Origin of the sequence: Aureimonas mangrovi, assembly GCF_014058705.1 — a bacterium.
Lineage (GTDB): Bacteria > Pseudomonadota > Alphaproteobacteria > Rhizobiales > Rhizobiaceae > Aureimonas > Aureimonas mangrovi.
The window spans coordinates 671,602-690,671 of the sequence record NZ_CP059692.1 but is presented as its reverse complement, the minus strand read 5'-3'; the positions used below and the strand labels follow the sequence as shown (position 1 = coordinate 690,671).

The window sequence follows — 19,070 nt, the reverse complement described above, 5'->3', positions numbered from 1 at the left end:
CCCGAACTGAACTCTGGATGGGTTCTAAGGTAGGCATACGATCACGACAATGGCACCGCGGTCGTGAAAACCCCGGCGCGTCCTCCCCTGACGGACAGCGTTGCCCGGATGCCACAGGTCACGCGGCGAGAAGGCGCAGCATCGGCTCGACAGCCGTGTTCGCTTCCGGGCCCGACGCGTCTATTGAATTGGTCAGAGCGACCTTTTGCGCGTCCGCCAAGACAGCTCAGACACCGCTTGCGGGGATGCCCGTGCGTTCGACTTTGCGCGGGGCGACGAGTTCCTTCCAGGTCGAAAGCGCGGTGTTCACGGGCGCGTTGGCCGGACGTTCGACGAAGCGGCCATCGCCCTTCTCCGCCAGCACCTCCCCGTCGCGATAGGCGATGCGCCCGCGTGAGAAGGTGATGGCGGGAAGGCCTGTGACCTCGACGCCCTCGAAGACGTTGTAGTCGATGATCGACTTCTGCTTCGCGGCGCGGATCGTCTTCGTCGCGGCCGGGTCGAAGACGACGAGATCGGCATCGGCCCCCGGCAGGATCGCTCCCTTCCTCGGGTAGATGTTCAGGATCTTGGCGATGTTGGTGGAGGTAACCGCGACGAACTCGTTCATCGTCAGGCGGCCGGTGCGCACGCCGCGCGTCCACAGGACCGGCAGCCGATCCTCCAGCCCGCCGGTTCCGTTGGGGATCTTGGTGAAGTCGCCGAGGCCGGCGCGCTTCTGCTCCGTTGTGAAGGCGCAATGATCCGTCGCCACCACCTGCAGCGAGCCGGAGGAGAGACCCGCCCAAAGCGAATCCTGATGCACGCGGTTGCGGAAGGGCGGGCTCATCACGCGGCGCGCCGCATGGTCCCAGTCCGGGTGCGCGTACTCACTCTCGTCGAGCGTCAGATGCTGCACAAGCGGCTCGCCGAAGACGCGCATGCCCTTCTGGCGCGCCCGGCGGATGGCCTCGTGCGCCTCCTCGCAGGAAACGTGGACGACATAGAGCGGCACGCCGGCCTGATCGGCGATCATGATGGCGCGGTTGGTCGCCTCGCCTTCCACCTCGGGCGGGCGGGAGAAGGCGTGCGCCTCCGGCCCGTCGTTGCCGGCGGCCATCAGCTTCTGCTGAAGCGTGGCGACGACGTCTCCGTTCTCGGCATGGACGAGCGGCAGCGCGCCGATCTCGGCGCAACGCGAGAACGAGGCGAACATCTCGTCGTCGTTCACCATCAAGGCGCCCTTGTAGGCCATGAAATGCTTGAAGGAGTTGACCCCCTCGGCCACCACCTTCGGCATCTCGTCGAAGACCTGCTGCCCCCACCAGGTGATCGCCATGTGGAAGGAATAGTCCGTGCGCGCCTTGCCGGCCTTCTGGTGCCACTCCTGCAGGGCCTCGATCAGCCCCTGCCCCGGCGCCGGCAGGCAGAAGTCGACCGCCATCGTCGTGCCGCCGGAGAGCGCGGCCGCCGTGCCGGTGTCGAAATCCTCGGCAGAGTGGGTGCCCATGAAGGGCATCTCCATATGCGTGTGCGGGTCGATCCCGCCCGGCATGACATAGGCCCCCGAGGCGTCGATCGTCTCGTCACCCGACAGATCGTCACCGACCGCGGCGATGATCTCGCCGTCGATCAGGACGTCCGCGCGATAGGTCCGGTCGGCGGTGACGACGGTGCCGCCCTTGATGGCGATGGTCATGCGGTCTCTCCTGCGGATGTGAATCAAGGCCTGTAGGTGGCCAGCCGCCAGCCGAAGCCGAGGAAGGCGATGCCGGTGACGGCTTTCAATAGCCGCGTGAAGCGCTCGCCGCGTGCGAAGGTCGAGGCTCGGTCGACGAGAACGATGACCAGCGTGAACCAGGCGATGTTGATGGACGCGTGCAGCGTCGCCAGCGCGTAGCCGGCCGCGATGGGGCTCGTCTCGGCGCCGATGAACTGCGGAAAAGCGGCCAGATAGAACAGCGCGACCTTCGGGTTGAAGACGTTCGTCAAAAGCCCTTCGACATAGGCGACGCGCAGATTGCGCGGGCGCGCGGGCGCCGCCTTGTCGAGCGCCGCGAGCCGTCGGGAGGTCATTGCCTCTCGCAGGGCCTTCACGCCGATCCAGCACAGATACAGCGCCCCGGCGAGCTTGACTGCGAGGAAGGCGTTGGCCGACTGGACGAGGATGATCGACAGGCCGAAGACGGCGAGCGTGCAATGCACGTAGAAGGCCGTGACGAAGCCGGCGATGTTGGCAAAACCCGCCACCTTTCCCGAACCCGGCACGGTGCGCGCGACGAGAACGCCGTTCGGGCCCGGCGACATCACCAGAAGCGCGGCGATGGCGGCGAAACTCGCCGCGGTTTCGAAGGTCATGCCATCACTCCACGACGCCCGCCGTCTCGACGACGGCGTTGAGAAGAACGTCGGTCCCGGCCTTTGCCCATTCGCGCGTGATCTCCTCCGCCTCGTTGTGCGAAAGGCCCTCGACGCAGGGGCAGAAGATCATGGCGGTCGGCGCAATGCGGTTGATCCAGCAGGCGTCGTGACCCGCGCCCGAGACGATGTCGCGGTGACTGTAGCCGAGCCTCTCGGCGGCCGAGCGCACCGTGCCGACGCAGGCCTCGTCGAAAGCGACGGGGTCGAAATGGCCGACGATCTCGATCGCGGCCTCGAGGCCGAGGTCTTCGGCGATCTCGGAGACGCCCGCCTCGATGCGCTGGCGCATGTCATCCAGGACGGCCTGGTCGGGCGAGCGGATGTCCACCGTGAAGACAACTTTCCCCGGCACCACGTTGCGCGAGTTCGGGAACACTTCGACATGGCCGATGGCGCCGACGGCGTGCGGCTGGTGGCTCATCGCCACGACATGGACGTGCTCGGTGACGCGCGCCATGCCGAGCCCTGCGTTGCGGCGCTTGCCCATCGGCGTGGAGCCGGTGTGGGTGTCGCGGCCGGTGAGCGTGATTTCCAGCCAGTAGAGCCCCTGCCCGTGGGTGACGACGCCGACGTCGATCCCCTCGTCCTCCAGGATCGGCCCCTGCTCGATATGCAGCTCGAACATCGCGTGGATCGGGCGATCCTGGCCGACAGGCTCCTCGCCTTCCCAGCCGATGCGCTTCAACTCGTCTCCGAAGCGCTTGCCGGCGGCGTCCACGCGGTCCTTGGCCCAGCCCTCCTCGTGCAGCCCCGCGAAGACGCCCGAGGCGAGCATGGCCGGGGCGAAGCGCGCGCCCTCCTCGTTGGTCCAGTTGACGACGACGATCGGGTGGCGCGTGCGGATGTCGAGATCGTTCAGGGTGCGCGCTACTTCCAGTGCGCCGAGGACCCCGAGGACCCCGTCGAACTTGCCGCCTGTCGGCTGGGTGTCGAGATGGGAGCCCATGTAGACGGGCGGCAGATCCGGCTCGGCACCCTCCCGGCGGAAGAACATGTTGCCCATCGTGTCGAGCGACATCGTCATGCCGGCGCCCTCCGCCCAGCTCTGGAGGAGCCGGCGACCCTCGCCGTCCGCGTCCGTCAGCGTCTGCCGATTGTTGCCGCCGGCGATGCCGGGGCCGACCTTGGCCATCGCCATCAGCGCGTCCCAGAGCCGCTCGCCATTCGTCTGGAGATTGGAGGCAAGGCTCATCGGACGAAAATCCTGTCGTTCAGGCGCATGCGATCACCCGTGCCGCGTATGAGCGACAGGCGGGCAGGCAGGCTCGATGGATCATGGCGTTCGTCCGGGTCACGCAGCTTGGACGAAGCCTTGTTGACGACCCGGCCGCAAAGGAGGCTAGAAGGTCGCCGGAAACCGGTCAAGCGCAACTGCCCTATCGTGAGGCAGGGCTGCTGCCGTGCAAGTTTCGAAGGCAGGCCGGAATGTCGCTCTTGGGCAGGGACGAGGACGAGGCGGCGGCGCGCACGCCCACCCGCATCCAGGCGGCCAACCGCGAGCTGATCCTGGAAGCGGCGCTGCCGGTCTTCTCGGCCCATGGCTTCAAGGGCGCGACGCTGGACGAGATCGCGCGGGCCGCCAGCATGTCGAAGCCGAACCTTCTCTATTATTTCCGGCGCAAGCAGGACATCTACGCCGCCGTTCTGGAGCGCACGCTTGAGGCTTGGCTCGCGCCCCTGGAGGCGCTCGATCCCGCCGGCGATCCGGTGGCAGAACTCACCCGCTACATCCGCGCCAAGATGCGGCTTTCGGCACGGAAGCCGGAGGCCTCGCGCCTCTTCGCCAACGAGATCCTGCATGGCGCGCCCGTCGTCGGCGGCTTCCTGAAAACGCGCCTGAAGACGCTCGTCGAGGAGAAGGCCGCCGTCCTGTCGCGGTGGATGGAGAATGGCAAGCTCGCGCGTGTCGATCCGGTCCATCTCGTCTTCATGATCTGGGCGATGACCCAGCACTACGCCGACTTCGAGGTTCAGGTGCGCGCGATCCTCGGCCCCCGCGCCGACGCGCGCGACTTTGCCGAGGAAGCGGCGGAGGCTGTCATCGCGATCGTTCTCGGCGGTGTGCGCCCGCGCTGAGCTCACTCGGCGGGCTCGGGCGCGAACTGCATCGCCTCGCGGCGCATCGGGTTGTTCGCATGGGCCGTCCAGTTGCTGTAGCCGTCCGGGATCACCTGACCGGTGCGCGGGTCGACGCCCTCGATCCGCTCCATCGTGATGCAGTCTTCCACCGGGCAGACGTTGACGCAAAGATTGCAGCCGACGCATTCGGCGTCGATCACCTCGAAGCGGCGCTTGCCGTCGACCTCGGACGTGATCGCCTGATGCGAGGTGTCCTCGCAGGCGATGTGGCAGCGCCCGCACTCGATGCACTTGTCCTGGTCGATCCGCGCCTTGGTGACGTAGGACAGGTTCAGATACTGCCAGTCGGTGACGTTGGGCACCGCGCGGCCGCGAAAGTCCTCGATCGAGGCGTAGCCCTTCTCGTCCATCCACTGCGACAGGCCGGAGGTCATCTCGCGCACGACCTTGAAGCCGTAGGTCATGGCGGCGGTGCAGACCTGCACGTTGCCGCAGCCGAGCGCTATGAACTCGGCCGCGTCCCGCCATGTGGTGATGCCGCCGATGCCCGAGATCGGCATGCCGCGCGTCTGCCCGTCGCGCGCGATCTCGGCCACCATGTTGAGCGCGATGGGCTTCACTGCCGGCCCGCAATAGCCGCCGTGCGAGCCCTTGCCGTCGATGGTGGGCGTTGGTGCGAAGCTGTCGAGATCGACCGACACGATCGAGGAGACGGTGTTGATGAGGGACACCGCGTCCGCCCCGCCGGCCCTCGCGGCGCGCGCCGGATAGCGGATGTCGGTGATGTTGGGCGTCAGCTTGACGATGACGGGCAGGCTCGCATGCTGCTTGCACCAGCGCGCGACCATCTCGATGTATTCGGGCACCTGCCCGACGGCCGAGCCCATGCCCCGCTCGCTCATCCCGTGCGGACAGCCGAAATTGAGTTCCACGCCGTCGCAGCCGGTCTCGGCGGCGCGCGACAGGATGGAGCGCCATTCCTCCTCCTCGCAGGGCACCATCAGCGAGACGACGACGGCGCGATCCGGCCAGTTGCGCTTGACCCGCGCGATCTCTTCCAGATTGATCTCAAGATCGCGGTCGGTGATCAGCTCGATGTTGTTGAGGCCGAGGAGGCGGCGATCCGGCCCGTGGATCGCGCCGTAGCGTGGCCCGTTGACGTTGACGACGGGCGGTCCCGCCTGCCCGAGCGTCTTCCAAACGACCCCGCCCCAGCCGGCCTCGAAGGCCCTCTGGACGTTGTATTCCTTGTCCGTCGGAGGCGCCGAGGCGAGCCAGAACGGGTTGGGGGAGCGGATGCCGATGAAGTTCGTCGCAAGGTCGGCCATGATCGCGTTCTCCCTTAAGGCCGCACGAGATGGGAAAGGTCGGACAGCACCTCCCCGACGCGCTCGAAAAGGCTCGCGCCCTCGTCCCGCCTGGCGGTCAACTCGGCATGGATGCTCAGCGCGGCGCGCTTGCCGTCCTCCACGGCGACGACGGTGAGGTCCTCGCCGCCAAGCGCGCAGTCACCGCCGGCCCAGACGCCATCGAGGCTGGTGCGGCGATCCGCGTCGACGCGGATGCGGCCGCCCTCGATGGCGACGCGCGTGGCCCCTTCGTCGAGGCCGGCGCCATCGAAAGACTGGCCGATCGCCTTGAAGACCTGATCGGCCGCCAGCGTCACGAACGCGCCGGTGCCGACGAGGCGCCCGCCCTCCTCGCGCGTACGCTCCATCTCGACACCGCGCACGCGTCCGTCCGCCGTCAAAAGCCGCACCGGGCGCAGATGGCAACGGATGTGGACCCCGCGCGAGGCCGCGAGTTCCTGCTCGTAGCGCGAGGCGTTCATCGCCTCGCGCCCCCGTCGATAGGCGAGCGTCACCTCCTCGGCGCCAAGCGCCTTCGCCTGCACCGCCGCATCGACCGCCGTCATGCCCCCGCCGATGACGACGACGCGCCGCCCGACCGGAAGGCTCGACAGGTCGTCCGCCTGACGCAGATCGGAAATCCACGCGACGGCATCGTGGCTGCCGGAGGCCTCCTCGCCTTCGGCGCCGAGCGCGTTGACGCCGGCAAGCCCGATGCCGAGGAAGACCGCGTCGAACGAGCCACGAAGTTCGCCGAGATCGAGGTTTTCGCCGAGCCGCCGCCCCGTCTCCAGCGTGACGCCGCCGATGGACAGAACGAAATCGACTTCGGCCTGTGCGAAGCCGTCCGTCGCTTTGTAGGCGGCGATCCCATACTCGTTGAGGCCGCCGGGCTTCGGCCGTGCATCGAACAGGACAACCTCGTGCCCGAGCATGGCGAGGCGATGGGCGCAGGAAAGGCCGGCGGGGCCGGCGCCGACCACAGCCACGCGCCGCCCGGTGGACGTCGCCCTTACGAAGGGATGCGTTTTGCTCGCCAGGACGGCATCGGTCGCGTGGCGCTGGAGGAGGCCGATCTTTACCGGCTTGCCCTCGGCCTTTTCGCGAACGCACGCCTCCTCGCACAGCGTCTCGACCGGGCAGACGCGCGCGCACATGCCGCCAAGAATGTTGTCCTCGAGGATGGTGCGGCCGGCGCCGGCACGATTGCCGGCCTGGATCTGCCGGATGAAGAGCGGGATGTCGATCGACGTCGGGCAGGCCTGCATGCAGGGCGCGTCGAAACAGAAATAGCAGCGATCCGCCTCGACCAGAGCCTCGTGCCGATCGAGCGGCGGGTGCAGGTCGAAAAAATTGTCCGCCAGAACGGTCGGCTCGAGACGCCCGACGGCGATATCGGGGGCGGCGGGGGAATGCTCGTCCATGCGCCATGCGCCTCCTTCGAACCATTCCAGACAAGACTGGGCAGGATCGCCGGCGGGCGTCAACGACGATTTTTGATCATACGGTCAAAAGTAGATGGAATGCCGTGCAATGCAGCCGACTGCCCACATGGTGGGCAGTCGGCTGCATATTTACAGAACGGCGACGGCCGTCATCTCGACGCGCAGGTCCGGATCGGCGAGGCGAGCCTCGATGCAAGCGCGGGCCGGCGGGTTCGCCGTGTCGACCCAGGCGTCATAGATCACGTTCATCGCGTCGAAATCGGCGATGTTGGGCAGGAAGACGTTGACGGCGACGAGTGCGGACTTGTCGGCACCGGCCTCGGCCAGCAACGCATCGATCTTGGCAAGGACCTCCCGCGTCTGCGCCTCGAGCGAGCCTTTCGCGTCGTCGGCGACCTGGCCGGCGAGATAGATCGTGTCGCCCGCGCGCACGGCCTGGCTCATTCGCTTGCCGATCTTGAAGCGCTGGATGGTCATTGCAGTCTCCTGTCGTTAGGGATGTGTCCCGCGGCGGCTGGTGAGCGAGATCACGCCGCGCGTCAAGGCGCGGCCACCCCGGCTCGCCAGGGAGAAAGCCGAATGACGTCCGACGAAAGCGTGAGGCGGAACGCGTTCTGCGCCGCTGTGGATTGGGGGACGACGAGCTTCCGCCTGTGGCTCCTCGATGCCGGCGGCGCTGTCATCGCGCAAAGCCGCGGCACGGAGGGCATGGAGCGCGTGCGCGAACGCGGCTTCGAGACGACGCTGGCCGAACATCTGGACAAGATCGGCGCACCGGCCGGCACACCGGTCATCATCTGCGGCATGGCCGGCGCGCGGCAGGGCTGGATGGAAGCGCCCTATCGGCCCGTCCCTGCGCCGCTCGATGAACTCGCAGCGCACGCGGTGCGGGTCGAGACCTCTCTGGGCGACGTGCGCATCCTGCCCGGCGTCGCACAGATCGATGCGGATGCGCCCGACGTGATGCGCGGCGAGGAAACACAGATCGCGGGCCTCGGCGTTCAAGGCGACACGCTGGTCTGCCTGCCCGGCACGCACAGCAAATGGGTGCGGATCGAAGAGGGTGCGATCGCCGATTTCGCGACCTTCATGACGGGCGAGATCTTCGATCTCCTCAGCCGCCATTCGATCCTGCGGCACGTGATGGACGCCGGCGAAGAGGGAGACGAGACGACCTTTCTTGCCGCCGTTCGCGAGGCGCTGGCCGAGCCGGATGTGCTGACGACGAAGCTCTTTGCGCTGCGCGCCGGCCCGCTCCTGTCGCTTGCCGACCCCGCCGCCGGCGCCACACGCCTCTCCGGTCTTCTCATCGGCGCCGAGATCGGCGCCGCGCGCCGTCGTCTTGCCGCAGAGAGCCGGAAGCTGCTCCTCGTCTCATCCGGCCGCCTCGGGGCGCTTTATCGCAGCGCCCTTGCCGAAGCGGGCTTCGACGTCGATACGGTCGATGCCGAGGAGACGACACGCACCGCCCTTCATGCAATGGCGCGCCGGCTCTGGCCGAGCGCTGAGGAGAACGCCCGATGACCGCCTGTCCTGCATGGCCGCAGCTTCGCCGGCCGCTCGTCGCCATCCTGCGCGGCCTTGGCCCGGCAGATGCCGAAGCCGTCGCCGATGCCCTCGTCGAGGAGGGCTTCGAGGCGATCGAGGTGCCGCTGAACTCCCCGGACCCTTTCGTATCGATCGAGCGCATGGCGCGCCGGCACGGCGAGGCGACGCTGATCGGCGCAGGCACCGTGTTGACGCCCGAGGCGGTGGACAAGCTGGCCGACACCGGCGCGCGCCTCATGGTGACGCCGAATGTGGACGCGGCGGTGATCAGGCGCGCCGCCGAGCGCGGCCTCATCGCGATGCCAGGCGTCCTGACGCCGAGCGAGGCTCTGGCGGCGCTCGCGGCGGGCGCCTCGGCGCTGAAGTTCTTTCCGGCCAGCGTTCTCGGTGCCGGCGGCATCGCCGCAATCCGCGCCATCTTGCCCACTGGCACGACGATCGGCGCGGTGGGCGGCATCTCGGAAAAGGATTTCTCGGCCTATATGGCGAGCGGCATCGAGACCTTCGGTCTCGGCTCCAGCCTCTACCGCCCCGGCGACAGCGCGCAAGCGGTTCGCGAAAAAGCCAGGCTCGCGGTAGCGGCCTTCGACGCGGCCAAGGCGGCGCGCTGACGAAACAGCGCGCTACTGCTGCGGATCGAGAATCTGCCCGATCAGATCGAAGGGGCTTGCGATCGTGCGGCCGGCCGCGTTGAAGACGAAGGCGCCCGCCTGCCTGATCTGGAAGCCGGCATCCTCGTCCTCGCCCTCGCTTCCCTGAGGATAGAGCGCTGCGAGTTGGGCGAAGCGGCTGTGGTTGAGCCCGTCCGCCGACTGCACCGAAGAGATGTCGACGATCGCGACATTGTCGCGCGCCGCCAGCTCCTGAACCCGCACATCGTTGATGTCGAGCGCGCCGACGCGATCACGCGCGCCGCCGAGACGGTTGGAGACGAGAAGTGCGCGGTCGTCCGTCGAGACGAGGACCGTCAGCGGCGGGTCCATCGGCCCGAGCACGCGAAGCTGCGATTCGAAGACGTCGACGTCGATATCGGGCGCCGCGAGGACGACCGACAGGCGATCCAGAACATCGCCCTGCCCCGTCAGGCGAAGCTGGCGCAGCGCCTCCATCGTCAACCAGCCGCCCATCGAATGCGCGACGAGGTTGATCGAGCCGATCCGCCGATCGCGCGCGAATTCGGCGAGCATCTGCGCGAGAGCATCTCGCGAGTAGGTCACGGCCTCGCGGTCAGCCATGTAACCGGCGATCGCCTCCTCGGAGGGCCAGGCGAACAGAACGGCGGATCCGTCCTCTCCGGTGTCGGCGCGCATCTGCGCTAAGCGGTAGAGTGCCTCCACGAAGCTCGTGTTGTAGCCATGGACGAAGACGGTCACGTCGCGGCCCCCGTTTTCCGGGTTGGCCGCAGCCTCGTAGAAGCCGCGCGTCGTCAGGATGCCCTGATCTAGAGTCGCGAAGGTCGTTGCCGGATCGATGCTCCGCTCGGGCCACTCGATCCTGCCGGGCTCGTGGGTCGGCGGCACGGAGATCGTGAACGCGGACAGGTTGGGGCTGGATACCCGCTCGGTCGTGAAGACGTTGGCGTCCGGCGCCGCGCGACCGCGGGTCGTCATCGCCAGGATCTTCACGACCTCGGCGCCCTCCACCGTCTCGCCCATCGACTGGAGGACGCCCGGCTGCGGGCGCGCCAGGCAGCCCCCGAGGGCTAGGGAGAGGGCGAGCACGGCGCCGATCGCGGCGCGCCTGGCGGGGGATGGTGTCATGGATGTCGTCACTCCCGGCGGCCTATGCGAAGACATCGGCGACATAACGGCCGTGTTCGCGTTCGATCGTATCGGCCCATAGCTCCGCTTCGGCCTCGCCGGCGCCCGTTGCCTCCCGAAAGATGTGGACGAGCGTCTGGCGGACAGCCGGCGCCATATGGCGCCCGTCGCCGCACACGAACACCGTCGCCCCCTGCCGGAAGAGCGCCGCGACACTCTCGCGCTCGGCCCAGACGCGGTGCTGCACGAAGCGGATCTCGCCCTCCGGCTCTTCGGAAAAGGCCGGAAATACCGTGACGACGCCGTCGCGAGCCCATGCGGCCAGTTCGTCTCGATAAAGATAGTCGACCTCGGGGTGGCTGGTGCCGAAGAACAGGAGCGCCGGCCCCACCTTGCGCCCGCTCGCCTTCTGCGCGGCACGCTCCTGCAGGAACCCGCGAAACGGCGCGATGCCAGAACCCGCGCAGATCAGGATCAGCGGGACCGACGGCTCTCCCGGCGGATGAAAGCGTGCGTCGGACGGGCGCACCGCGATCGCCACTCGATCTCCGGGCGCGAGCGCGGCGAGATAACTCGACGCGACGCCCTGGAAGCGGCCCGAGCTGGCGAGCGCCGGCGCATCGACCACGGCCACTGTCAGCGTCACATGGTCCGGCTTCCACAGGGGCGAGGAGGAGATGGAATATTGCCGCGCCTTCATCAACGGCAGCATCGACAGATAGGCCGAGAAGTCCAGTTCGCACGCATGGAAGCGGTCGAGGAGGTCGATCAGGCTGACGCGCTTCTCCAGCACCTCGCGCTCATGGTCGGCTCCGGCCAGACGATCGAGCTTCTCCCGGTCCGGCGGGCAGCGTGTCGCGGAGGCCAGCATGGCGACCTGTGCCTTCGTCGCCGGCTGTGCCAGCTCGACATAGCTTGCCAGAAGATCGCCGCAGGCGACGGGACGGCCGGTCGGCAGCGCCGTCGAGCCCGGTGTGGCCTCGATCACGATCTGCGTGTCGGGGGCGAGGCCGAAGCGTCGGAGGACGCGCTCGACACTTTCCACCGGGTTACGCGCCAGAACCGCCAGATAATCGCCGGCGCGATAGCGCATTCCGTCCGGCAAGCGGAACTCGATATGGCGCTTGGACCGGATGTTCGGCGCGCTCGTCTCGCAAAGTTCGCGGTTCTCCTCGACGACCCCCTGCTTCAGGTCGCCGAGCCGCAGCGCGCTCTCGCGCCCGCCGCGCACGAAGGAGACCTTCAACGACGCGGTGGGCTGCGGCTCGGCCGCCTCGAGCCCGAAGGCTTCCGCCATCTGTGGCCAGAAGGCGGCGTACCATTCGTCGAAAGCGCCGAAGAAGTCGCCGCCCGAATCCGCTTCGCCCCGCTTGCCGATCCGCATCGCGCCTGCTTTTTCGAGGGCAGCGTCGACGCGTTTGGGGATCGCCTGATAGGTCCGCGCCCATTGCCGGTTGCCGCAACCGAAGACGGCGAAGCGAAGGTCCGGCAGCGCGCCCTCCTCCAAAGCCTCGATCTCAGCGACGAACTGGCGCGCATTGTCCGGCGGCCGGCCCTCGTAGGACGCCGTGACGACAACGATAGCGCCACTCGTCGGCAGGCTGCCGGCATGCTCGTCCATCGTCGAGACACCGGCGGCGAAGCCGTGGACGGCCGCGTCCGCCGCGATCCGCTGGGCGAAGGCTTCGGCGGAGCCGGTGTTCGAGCCGTAGAGGACGAGAAGGCGCGGCGCGTCCTCGGAAAGCTTCGTCTCGGGGACGGCGGCCCGCCGCAGGGGCTGCGGCTGGCGATCTGCCGGCGCACCGCGCACCAGAACGGCCGATGCGTGGCGCGCGCGAACACGGATGCGCAGGCCCTCGGGCTTCAGCGTCAGCGTTTCGTGGACCTTCAGCCGATAGGAAGGATCGTCGAGCACGAAGTCGAAGCGCTGAAGCATCATCGACAGGACGAGCTGCGCCTCCTGCATGGCGAAGGGCCGGCCGATGCAGGCCCGCGCGCCGTTGCCGAAGGGCTTCCACGCATTGGGCGGCAGCTTTTCGGCGTTTTCTGGGGCGAAGCGCTCGGGCCGAAAGGCTTCCGGATCGTCCCACACCCTCGGATCGCGGTGCAGCATCGGCTGGAGGATGAGGACCGTGTCGTCCGGGGTCAACGGGTAGCGCCCGCCCAGAAGCGTCTTCTGGCGCGGCTTCACGGCGAAAGCGGGGGCCGTCGGCCAGAGCCTCAGGGTCTCCATCAGCACCTGCTCGACATAGCGCAGCTCCGCCAGATGCTCGACCCGCGGCATCTCCTCGCCCAGCACCGCATCGACGACCCTACGGGTTTCGGTGAGCTTTTCGGGGTTCTGCAACAGGAGATGGATCGCAAAGGACAGAAGGCCGCTCGTCGTCTCGTGCCCGGCGATCAGGAAGGTGATCATCTGAAAGCCGATGTTCTCGTCGCTCAGCGTCTCGCCCGTCTGCGGGTCGACGCCGTGTAGCATGCGGCTCAGAAGATCGTCCTTCGCGGCGCCTGACGGATCGGCCCGCCGCCTGGCGATCAGGTCTTCAGCGACCTCGCGCATCAGCCGGTTGTCGGCCTCGAAACGCCTGGCGCTCGGCAGCATCAGGCTGTTGACGAGCTTCGGCCGGCGCGCGCGAGCGCCCGCCTCCTGAAGCGCGCCCACCATCGCCCCCACGAAGGGGTGCATCTCGTCCTGGTAAAAGCTGTTGAAGCGGTAGTCGAAGGCGCACAGCGCGATCGTGTCGAGCGTCAGCCGCGTCATGTTGTCGGGAACGTCGATCACCGCCTCGGGACCGAACCGCTCCCACCGCACGAACATCTGGTCGGCGATGTCGAGCATCTTGTCGAACATCGCGCGCACGCCGATCGGCCCGAAGGCTGGCATCAGGATTCGATGGGCCTTGCCCCAGTTGGGCTCCTCGTCATAAGCGGTGAAGAGCGCGTCCTTGGCCAGCGCGCGCAGCTCCTCCAGCGGCGGATGCGAGCGCTTCGAAAACCGTGTCTCGTCGCACAACTCATCCACCAGCTCCTGCGAGCTGGCGATGAAGATGGTGCGGTCGAAAATCTTCAGCTTGAAATAGGGGCCGTAGCGCTTCGCCAGCTCCATAATGCTCTGGACCGGTGCTTCGGCATCGATTTCCGCCAGATTGCCGATGATCGGCTTTACAGCGGGTTGCGGAACGACATGGTGTTCGGACATGACGGGACGCTCGTGGCAGAGCCGTTTGACGGCGTTCAATGATTGCCATTAAGTTACAAACGTAAATTAGAATGACAAGGGAGAAGGTTCTGACGAGTTCCGTTGCCACCGTCTCGCGAAGCGACGACCCGCGCTACAGGCGGAGCCTGCAGGCGCTGGAGAGTGCGCTTCTGCACCTTCTCCAGACACGTCCGCTCGACGAGATCACCATCACCGCCTTCGTGCAGGCGGCGGGCGTGACGCGGCCGACCTTCTACCAGCATTTCCAGGATATCGCCGACGCCGCGCGGCGCCTCGCCCTCAAACGCCTCGACACCGCCTTCCCCAAGCCCGAGCCCTTTTCGGCCGACTTCGAGATGACGCAGGCCGCGCTCTTCGAGCATGTGCGCAAGCAGGCCCTGCCGGTCATTCGCCACCTGCAGAAGGAACGTGTCTTCTATCTGCGCGTGCTCGACGGCGCGGGAAATGCCGTCTTCTTCGAGGAGGTGGTCGCCTTTCTTGCCAGCCGCTTCCTGCCGGACGCCTTCGAGATGGCGGCGCGCAGCAGCACGGCCGAGCGCGACGACCTCATGGCACTGATGGCCGGCGGGGCGATGTGGCTGATGGTGCGCTGGCTGCGCACAGCGGAGAGCACCACTCCGGAGGAGATGGCCGAGCGGCTGTCGGCGGCCGCAGTCACCATGATCGCTTCGGACGCGCAGAGCGGCCAACGACCACGCGACGGGTCATAGGCTGAAGCAGTGCCGTCAGGGCGAGATCGTGAAGTCGATGATGCCGAGTCCGAGTTCACGGCCGTCGATGTTGATCCCCAGATCGCGTGGAGAGGTCGGTCGTGGAATCCTGATCTCGATGGTTGCCGTGTCGGTGGGCACTTCGAAGCGCAGCGCGACGTGAGTGGGTTCCGTGTCGAGCAGGAAGGTCTGAGAGACCCCCGCAACGACCATCTCGAAGGGCTCTCCCGCGTTGGGACCGAAAGCGCGCGCGGTGAATTCGATCCGGAATTCGCGCGGTAGCGGATCGGCGAAGTGGAGCAAGGCGCGATCGCCGAGGGACCACGCACCATGCCCCTCGATGGGTCCCCACCCGTAAAGCAGGAAGCCCTCATTCGCGCTCTCGAGCATGTTCGCCGACAGCCCGACGGGGACCGGCAACCATTCAGGCGCCCAGGGCAGCGGCCGTTGCACGCAGGTTCCGCAATGGCCCCAGCCCGGCGCGACAACGAAGAAGCCGTCGACCTCGCTGAGGAGGTCTCCCTCCCGCAGAGTCGCCGCGGCGAGCGGCGCGTAGCCGTCTTCAAGAAAATAGAGTGAGGCGCTTTCGTATCGGCCGGTCATCAAAGCGTGGAGCAGGCGGTGCTCAGCCGCTTCCTGCGCATGAGGATCGACTCGGCCGAGGTAGAAGGCTCCCGACCCCAGACCGTTCCGTGCCGCGTAGTCGGCAATCACGTCCCATTGCGGCGCCTGGTTTCGAGGCATCACATAGCGCGCGTTTCGATAGACCGTCGCAGCCTCGGCCCAGAACGGATCGGTCATGGGTGTCTCCCACGTCCCCCTGGGCTCGGCCGTCAGTCGCGTGCGGAAGGACCATCCGGCGCTGGTGTCTACGATCTGCACGAGCAAGGCCGCCGCGACCACTGCGATGCCTGTCCGTCGCGGGAATGAGGTGACAGCGAGGGCGAGGACCGCAAGCGTGATGACGTAGAAGGCCGGCCAGAGCATCCGCCCCGACGCCCGGAAGATGTTCGCCAGATGGTCGATCTGCGCCGGAATGGGAAACGCGATCGTCATCGAAGCGAGACCGATGTCGTTCGTCACCGCGAAAAGCGCGAGCGCGAGCAGGATCAGTGAAGGCAGCGGGTAGCGCCGCAAGCCGTGTGCGATGGACCGAGCGGCTCTGCCGGCAAAGGGAATGGAGACGGCGAGGAGAAGGAGGATGCCGAGCCCGAGATAGTTGAAGCCCTCATAGTCTCCGGGCCGCCCCAGGATGTCTTTGAGGACGTAGCTCCATCCGTCAGGGTCGATCAACGTCAGGAGGTTCGCACGGTACAAGCCGTAACCGCCGCCCTGCAGCCCCCCATCGACGCTGAAATAGCCGACTTGCCAGCAGACGATCACAACCAGCCCGATCGCGAGGGCGACTTCGATGGCCGCAGCACCGAACGATACGCGTTTGTCCCACAGGCTTTGCAGAAGGCTGGCCGCCCAGATCGCCGCGACCATGACGAATAGATAGGAGTGGATCGCCGCCGCGGCCGCCAGGAGCACCGCGAAGGCGAGCGGCCGGCGCGCCGTCAGCGAACACAGGAACAGATAGAATCCGGCAAGGATCAGGAAGTGCGAGACGAGGCTGATATGCCCGTGAAGGCGCCAGACCATTGGCGGAGCGAAAGCCGCGAAACCGGCGATCAGAACGCGAAGGATCGGATCAGCGGTGATGAAGCCAGCGATTTTGTACGCGAAACAGGCTTGGAGGACGAAGCACGCGAGAACCCAGATGCCGAAATACTGGCCGCCATCCGGGAAGAGCGTGCCCAGCGCCTTAAGCGGGATCGCCAGGATCGGCAGTGAGTCCGAGTAGATCAGGGCGCTCGATACATCCAGCCCGTAGGCCGGGTTCAGCCCGAGCGGAAACGCCCACTCGGATCTGCTGTAGAACAGCCAGCCCAGAAGATGCTGCCGGCCATCGCCCGTCTCCATCCACCCGATATTGCTCGGCTGAAGGATCAATCCCCCCGTGACGATCATGAAGGCGGCCCAGCCCATCAGGATGACCGATGCTCGAGCAACGGGAGATCGCTCGCCCTTCGATACTGCCGGCATGGCGTGGCTCATCGAAAGGTCCAGAGATTGTGGGCGGCGAAAGACAGCGCGGGGACCAGCACTGAGATGAGCGCGATCGCGACGAAGGGATGCAGCCCGAACGCGTCGACCGCGAGCGACACGCCGAGGATCACCGTGAACAGGCCCAGCGAGATGCACGCGAACCGCACTGCATTGCGCGCCGAGACGGTGGCTTCGAATGTCCACAGGCAGTTGGCGAGATAGGACACGACGTTCGCGCAGACGAAGGCTGCCGAATTGCTGGCCGTTGCGTTGAAACCGCTCACCGCCATCGCGCTCGCGACGGCGATATGAACGAGGGTCGCCAACACGCCCGAAGTCAGGAACCGCAGGACGCGCGTCCGCAAACTCGGAAGCGAGGGCTCATGCATGGCGCTGGGCGACGAGCGGGCGGGTTCCGATCCCGCAGGCGAAGCGCGATCCGCAGCACAACTGCGACGCCGGCCCCACACCACCGCAGCCCCGATCTCCCGATAGGCATCGGGCTTCATGCAGCCCCTCGATGGATGCGCCGGACCAGATAGTTCGGTCGCTGTTTGGTCTCGGTGTAGATGCGGCCGACATACTCACCGATGATCCCGATGCTGACGAGTTGCAGGGATCCGAAGAGCACGATGGCGATAAGCAGCGAGGCGTAGCCCGGCGTGTCGATCCCGAAGAGCAGCGTGCGTACGAGGATGTACAGCGCAAAGCACATGGCGACGGCGGCGCCCAGAAGACCGATATAGGTCCACACGCGCAGCGGTGCTGTGCTGAACCCCGTCAGCCCTTCCAGCGCGAGGTTCCAGAGCTTCCAGCCCGAGAATTTCGTCTTGCCCGCGTGGCGCGGCGGGCGGACATACTCGATCGTCACCGTCCGGTATCCCACCCAGGCGAACAGCCCCTTCATGAAACGCTGGCGCTCGGGCAGCCGCTTCACGGCGTCCACGACGGTGCGGTCCATCAGCCGGAAGTCTCCGACATTCTCCGGAATTTTGGTGCGGGAAAGCTGGTTGTGGACGCGGTAGAACCACTGGGCGGTCTTGCGCTTCACGGCGCTGTCGCTCGCGCGTGACGAGCGCTTTGCGAGCACGACCTCGGCTCCCGCCTCCCAGGCGGCCACCATCGCTGGAATGAGATCGGGCGGGTCCTGCAGATCGGCGTCGATCGGAATGACGGCGTCTCCGCTCGCCACGTCGAGCCCCGCCGTCAGGGCGGCTTCCTTTCCGAAATTCGTCGAGAGTTCGACTACGGTGTGCCGAGGCTTTCCCGCCGATATCGCCAGAAGATGCGAGAGCGTGTCGTCGGTGCTCCCATCGTCGATCCACACGATCTCGACGTCGTATCCTGCCAGATCGTCGACGATGCGGTCGATCTCGCGCGAAAAGATTTCGACGCCCCTCCCCTCGTTGAAGAAAGGGGTGATGATCGAAAGTCGCCGATCCATAAACGCGCCGTCATCCTGACCGATTCGCTACTTATGGGTGTATATTGTAAACATGGGTTGCAAATGTGGCCAGTATGTTCCGGCGGCGGAGCGTGTTCCGCCGCCGGCATTCGACTTCGCGCAGAACGGTCGAGGCGATCGACGCTTGGTGATCAGTCTGGCCACAGAGCTCGGACATGCCCATGCAACCGAGGCCGAGGGCTGATACCTCCGGCCCGTCCCGTACGGGCGTGCGGGTCGTTCGTCATAGGTCTCATGGCGGCCTCGAGCCTTGCCAACGATCGCTCAGTCGGTTGTCCCGACGCGGGCGTCCCAGCCCAGCATTGCGATACCGGCGACCGCCTCCAACTCCTCGCGCCCTGCGCCATCCCGCGCCAGGATCGACATGCCATTCTGAACCGTCTGAACGAAGCGAGCGAGGGCACGGATGTCCAGCGATGCCGGCACCTCTCCCTCCACAACTGCGCGCTCGATCCGCTCGTGGATTCGCTGGACTGTCGCGGCGCGTCCCGAGCGGACGAGAGTTCCCAGTTCCTCATGTCCCTCATTGCCGACAGCCGAAAGTGTCATCATGCATCCGCGTGGAATTTCGGCTGCTTCCCCGGTCAGCGCAGCGGCCGAATCCAAGAGCAGCGCCGCCGCCGCGTCGCGCGCGGTGGGAGCCGACATGAACCTTTCCCAGACTAGATGGCTCCAGCTGGTCGAGTAGTGTTTCAGCGTCTCGGCATAGAGCGCTTCCTTGGAGCCGAATGCGGCATAGAGGCTAGGCGAGCCGATTCTCATCGTCTTGCACAGGTCAGAGATGGAAGTGGCCTCATAGCCCTTCTCCCAGAAGAGGCGGGTCGCACGGTCCAGGGCTGCCTCCCGGTCGAAAGCGCGGGGACGGCCGCGAGCCCTGACCGCCCTGGCGCCGTCCGTCGCCGGACCTTGCGCTCCGGCGTCAGGAGACGCTGCCCGATCCTGTAATCCAGTCGCCTCGGATTTATTTTGCATTGATCGATACACAATCCATTGACTTGGCCCG

The 19,070-nt window shown here is 66.7% G+C and carries 16 protein-coding genes; 4 read left to right on the top strand and 12 right to left on the bottom strand.

Translation table 11 applies throughout. The annotated features are described in order from the left end of the window. Nucleotides 1-226: 226 nt before the first annotated feature. The 3 genes from hydA to H1343_RS03205 are packed head-to-tail and all read right to left on the bottom strand — an operon-like array spanning nt 227 to nt 3,592. Nucleotides 227-1,678 (bottom strand): dihydropyrimidinase, encoded by a 1,452-nt coding sequence (hydA, locus tag H1343_RS03215; RefSeq protein WP_185984525.1) that lies wholly within the window; start codon nt 1,676-1,678, stop codon nt 227-229. A 23-nt stretch (nt 1,679-1,701) separates the two neighbouring features. Next, nucleotides 1,702-2,337 carry a LysE family translocator gene (locus H1343_RS03210; RefSeq protein WP_185984524.1) on the bottom strand — a complete coding sequence of 212 codons (636 nt, stop codon included), beginning with the start codon at nt 2,335-2,337 and terminating at the stop codon, nt 1,702-1,704. Between the two features lie 4 nt (nt 2,338-2,341). Beyond that, nucleotides 2,342-3,592 carry a Zn-dependent hydrolase gene (locus H1343_RS03205; protein WP_185984523.1) on the bottom strand — a complete coding sequence of 417 codons (1,251 nt, stop codon included), beginning with the start codon at nt 3,590-3,592 and terminating at the stop codon, nt 2,342-2,344. A gap of 233 nt (nt 3,593-3,825) precedes the next feature. Between H1343_RS03205 and H1343_RS03200 the strand changes: the two genes are divergently transcribed. After that, nucleotides 3,826-4,476, top strand: coding sequence for a TetR family transcriptional regulator C-terminal domain-containing protein (locus H1343_RS03200; RefSeq protein ID WP_185984522.1), 651 nt, complete (start codon nt 3,826-3,828; stop codon nt 4,474-4,476). Between the two features lie 2 nt (nt 4,477-4,478). On the opposite strand, the gene preA is transcribed toward H1343_RS03200, so the two are convergent. The 3 genes from preA to H1343_RS03185 form a co-directional block, all read right to left on the bottom strand. Then, nucleotides 4,479-5,807 (bottom strand): NAD-dependent dihydropyrimidine dehydrogenase subunit PreA, encoded by a 1,329-nt coding sequence (gene preA, locus H1343_RS03195; RefSeq protein ID WP_185984521.1) that lies wholly within the window; start codon nt 5,805-5,807, stop codon nt 4,479-4,481. A gap of 14 nt (nt 5,808-5,821) precedes the next feature. After that, nucleotides 5,822-7,252 carry an NAD(P)-dependent oxidoreductase gene (locus tag H1343_RS03190; RefSeq protein WP_185985450.1) on the bottom strand — a complete coding sequence of 477 codons (1,431 nt, stop codon included), beginning with the start codon at nt 7,250-7,252 and terminating at the stop codon, nt 5,822-5,824. A 150-nt stretch (nt 7,253-7,402) separates the two neighbouring features. Further along, the gene (locus H1343_RS03185) at nt 7,403-7,750 is read right to left on the bottom strand and encodes a RidA family protein (RefSeq protein WP_185984520.1); all 348 of its coding nucleotides are present in this window, start codon (nt 7,748-7,750) and stop codon (nt 7,403-7,405) included. 102 nt (nt 7,751-7,852) lie between these two features. Here H1343_RS03185 and H1343_RS03180 point away from each other — a divergent pair, with 102 nt between their 5' ends. Both H1343_RS03180 and H1343_RS03175 read left to right on the top strand, forming a co-directional pair. Then, nucleotides 7,853-8,797, top strand: a complete 945-nt coding sequence (locus H1343_RS03180) for a 2-dehydro-3-deoxygalactonokinase (protein ID WP_185984519.1) — start codon at nt 7,853-7,855, stop codon at nt 8,795-8,797. Further along, nucleotides 8,794-9,432 (top strand): 2-dehydro-3-deoxy-6-phosphogalactonate aldolase, encoded by a 639-nt coding sequence (locus H1343_RS03175; protein WP_185984518.1) that lies wholly within the window; start codon nt 8,794-8,796, stop codon nt 9,430-9,432. The genes H1343_RS03180 and H1343_RS03175 overlap by 4 nt, the downstream gene beginning before the upstream one ends. Nucleotides 9,433-9,444: 12 nt before the next feature. Here the strand turns inward: H1343_RS03175 and H1343_RS03170 are convergent, their stop codons facing one another. Together H1343_RS03170 and H1343_RS03165 are read right to left on the bottom strand one after the other, a co-directional pair. Beyond that, nucleotides 9,445-10,581, bottom strand: coding sequence for an alpha/beta hydrolase (locus tag H1343_RS03170; protein ID WP_246333280.1), 1,137 nt, complete (start codon nt 10,579-10,581; stop codon nt 9,445-9,447). A 22-nt stretch (nt 10,582-10,603) separates the two neighbouring features. Further along, nucleotides 10,604-13,780: a bifunctional cytochrome P450/NADPH--P450 reductase gene (locus H1343_RS03165; protein WP_185984516.1), complete on the bottom strand. Its 3,177-nt coding sequence runs from the start codon at nt 13,778-13,780 to the stop codon at nt 10,604-10,606. 71 nt (nt 13,781-13,851) lie between these two features. Between H1343_RS03165 and H1343_RS03160 the strand changes: the two genes are divergently transcribed. Beyond that, nucleotides 13,852-14,511: a TetR-like C-terminal domain-containing protein gene (locus H1343_RS03160; protein ID WP_185984515.1), complete on the top strand. Its 660-nt coding sequence runs from the start codon at nt 13,852-13,854 to the stop codon at nt 14,509-14,511. A gap of 15 nt (nt 14,512-14,526) precedes the next feature. Here the strand turns inward: H1343_RS03160 and H1343_RS03155 are convergent, their stop codons facing one another. The 4 genes from H1343_RS03155 to H1343_RS03140 all read right to left on the bottom strand — a co-directional run bounded on the left by H1343_RS03155 (nt 14,527) and on the right by H1343_RS03140 (nt 19,039). Then, nucleotides 14,527-16,611, bottom strand: a complete 2,085-nt coding sequence (locus H1343_RS03155; RefSeq protein ID WP_185984514.1) for a DUF6311 domain-containing protein — start codon at nt 16,609-16,611, stop codon at nt 14,527-14,529. Next, the gene (locus H1343_RS03150) at nt 16,608-17,111 is read right to left on the bottom strand and encodes a GtrA family protein (protein ID WP_185984513.1); all 504 of its coding nucleotides are present in this window, start codon (nt 17,109-17,111) and stop codon (nt 16,608-16,610) included. The genes H1343_RS03155 and H1343_RS03150 overlap by 4 nt, the downstream gene beginning before the upstream one ends. Continuing rightward, complete coding sequence (locus H1343_RS03145) at nt 17,108-18,046, bottom strand: glycosyltransferase family 2 protein (protein ID WP_185984512.1); 939 nt, start codon at nt 18,044-18,046, stop codon at nt 17,108-17,110. Before H1343_RS03145 ends, H1343_RS03150 begins: the two co-directional genes overlap by 4 nt. Before the next feature lie 285 nt (nt 18,047-18,331). After that, complete coding sequence (locus H1343_RS03140; protein WP_185984511.1) at nt 18,332-19,039, bottom strand: TetR/AcrR family transcriptional regulator; 708 nt, start codon at nt 19,037-19,039, stop codon at nt 18,332-18,334. Nucleotides 19,040-19,070: the final 31 nt, after the last annotated feature.

What these genes read in the sequence shown, in the direction of transcription:
- H1343_RS03165 (WP_185984516.1), bottom strand. Translation starts at nt 13,780, where the DNA reads ATGTCCGAACACCATGTCGTTCCGCAACCCGCTGTAAAGCCGATCATC.
- hydA (WP_185984525.1), bottom strand. Translation starts at nt 1,678, where the DNA reads ATGACCATCGCCATCAAGGGCGGCACCGTCGTCACCGCCGACCGGACC.
- preA (WP_185984521.1), bottom strand. Translation starts at nt 5,807, where the DNA reads ATGGCCGACCTTGCGACGAACTTCATCGGCATCCGCTCCCCCAACCCG.
- H1343_RS03180 (WP_185984519.1), top strand. Translation starts at nt 7,853, where the DNA reads ATGACGTCCGACGAAAGCGTGAGGCGGAACGCGTTCTGCGCCGCTGTG.
- H1343_RS03170 (WP_246333280.1), bottom strand. Translation starts at nt 10,581, where the DNA reads ATGACACCATCCCCCGCCAGGCGCGCCGCGATCGGCGCCGTGCTCGCC.
- H1343_RS03210 (WP_185984524.1), bottom strand. Translation starts at nt 2,337, where the DNA reads ATGACCTTCGAAACCGCGGCGAGTTTCGCCGCCATCGCCGCGCTTCTG.
- H1343_RS03140 (WP_185984511.1), bottom strand. Translation starts at nt 19,039, where the DNA reads ATGCAAAATAAATCCGAGGCGACTGGATTACAGGATCGGGCAGCGTCT.
- H1343_RS03160 (WP_185984515.1), top strand. Translation starts at nt 13,852, where the DNA reads ATGACAAGGGAGAAGGTTCTGACGAGTTCCGTTGCCACCGTCTCGCGA.
- H1343_RS03150 (WP_185984513.1), bottom strand. Translation starts at nt 17,111, where the DNA reads ATGAAGCCCGATGCCTATCGGGAGATCGGGGCTGCGGTGGTGTGGGGC.
- H1343_RS03155 (WP_185984514.1), bottom strand. Translation starts at nt 16,611, where the DNA reads ATGAGCCACGCCATGCCGGCAGTATCGAAGGGCGAGCGATCTCCCGTT.
- H1343_RS03190 (WP_185985450.1), bottom strand. Translation starts at nt 7,252, where the DNA reads ATGGACGAGCATTCCCCCGCCGCCCCCGATATCGCCGTCGGGCGTCTC.
- H1343_RS03205 (WP_185984523.1), bottom strand. Translation starts at nt 3,592, where the DNA reads ATGAGCCTTGCCTCCAATCTCCAGACGAATGGCGAGCGGCTCTGGGAC.
- H1343_RS03200 (WP_185984522.1), top strand. Translation starts at nt 3,826, where the DNA reads ATGTCGCTCTTGGGCAGGGACGAGGACGAGGCGGCGGCGCGCACGCCC.
- H1343_RS03185 (WP_185984520.1), bottom strand. Translation starts at nt 7,750, where the DNA reads ATGACCATCCAGCGCTTCAAGATCGGCAAGCGAATGAGCCAGGCCGTG.
- H1343_RS03145 (WP_185984512.1), bottom strand. Translation starts at nt 18,046, where the DNA reads ATGGATCGGCGACTTTCGATCATCACCCCTTTCTTCAACGAGGGGAGG.
- H1343_RS03175 (WP_185984518.1), top strand. Translation starts at nt 8,794, where the DNA reads ATGACCGCCTGTCCTGCATGGCCGCAGCTTCGCCGGCCGCTCGTCGCC.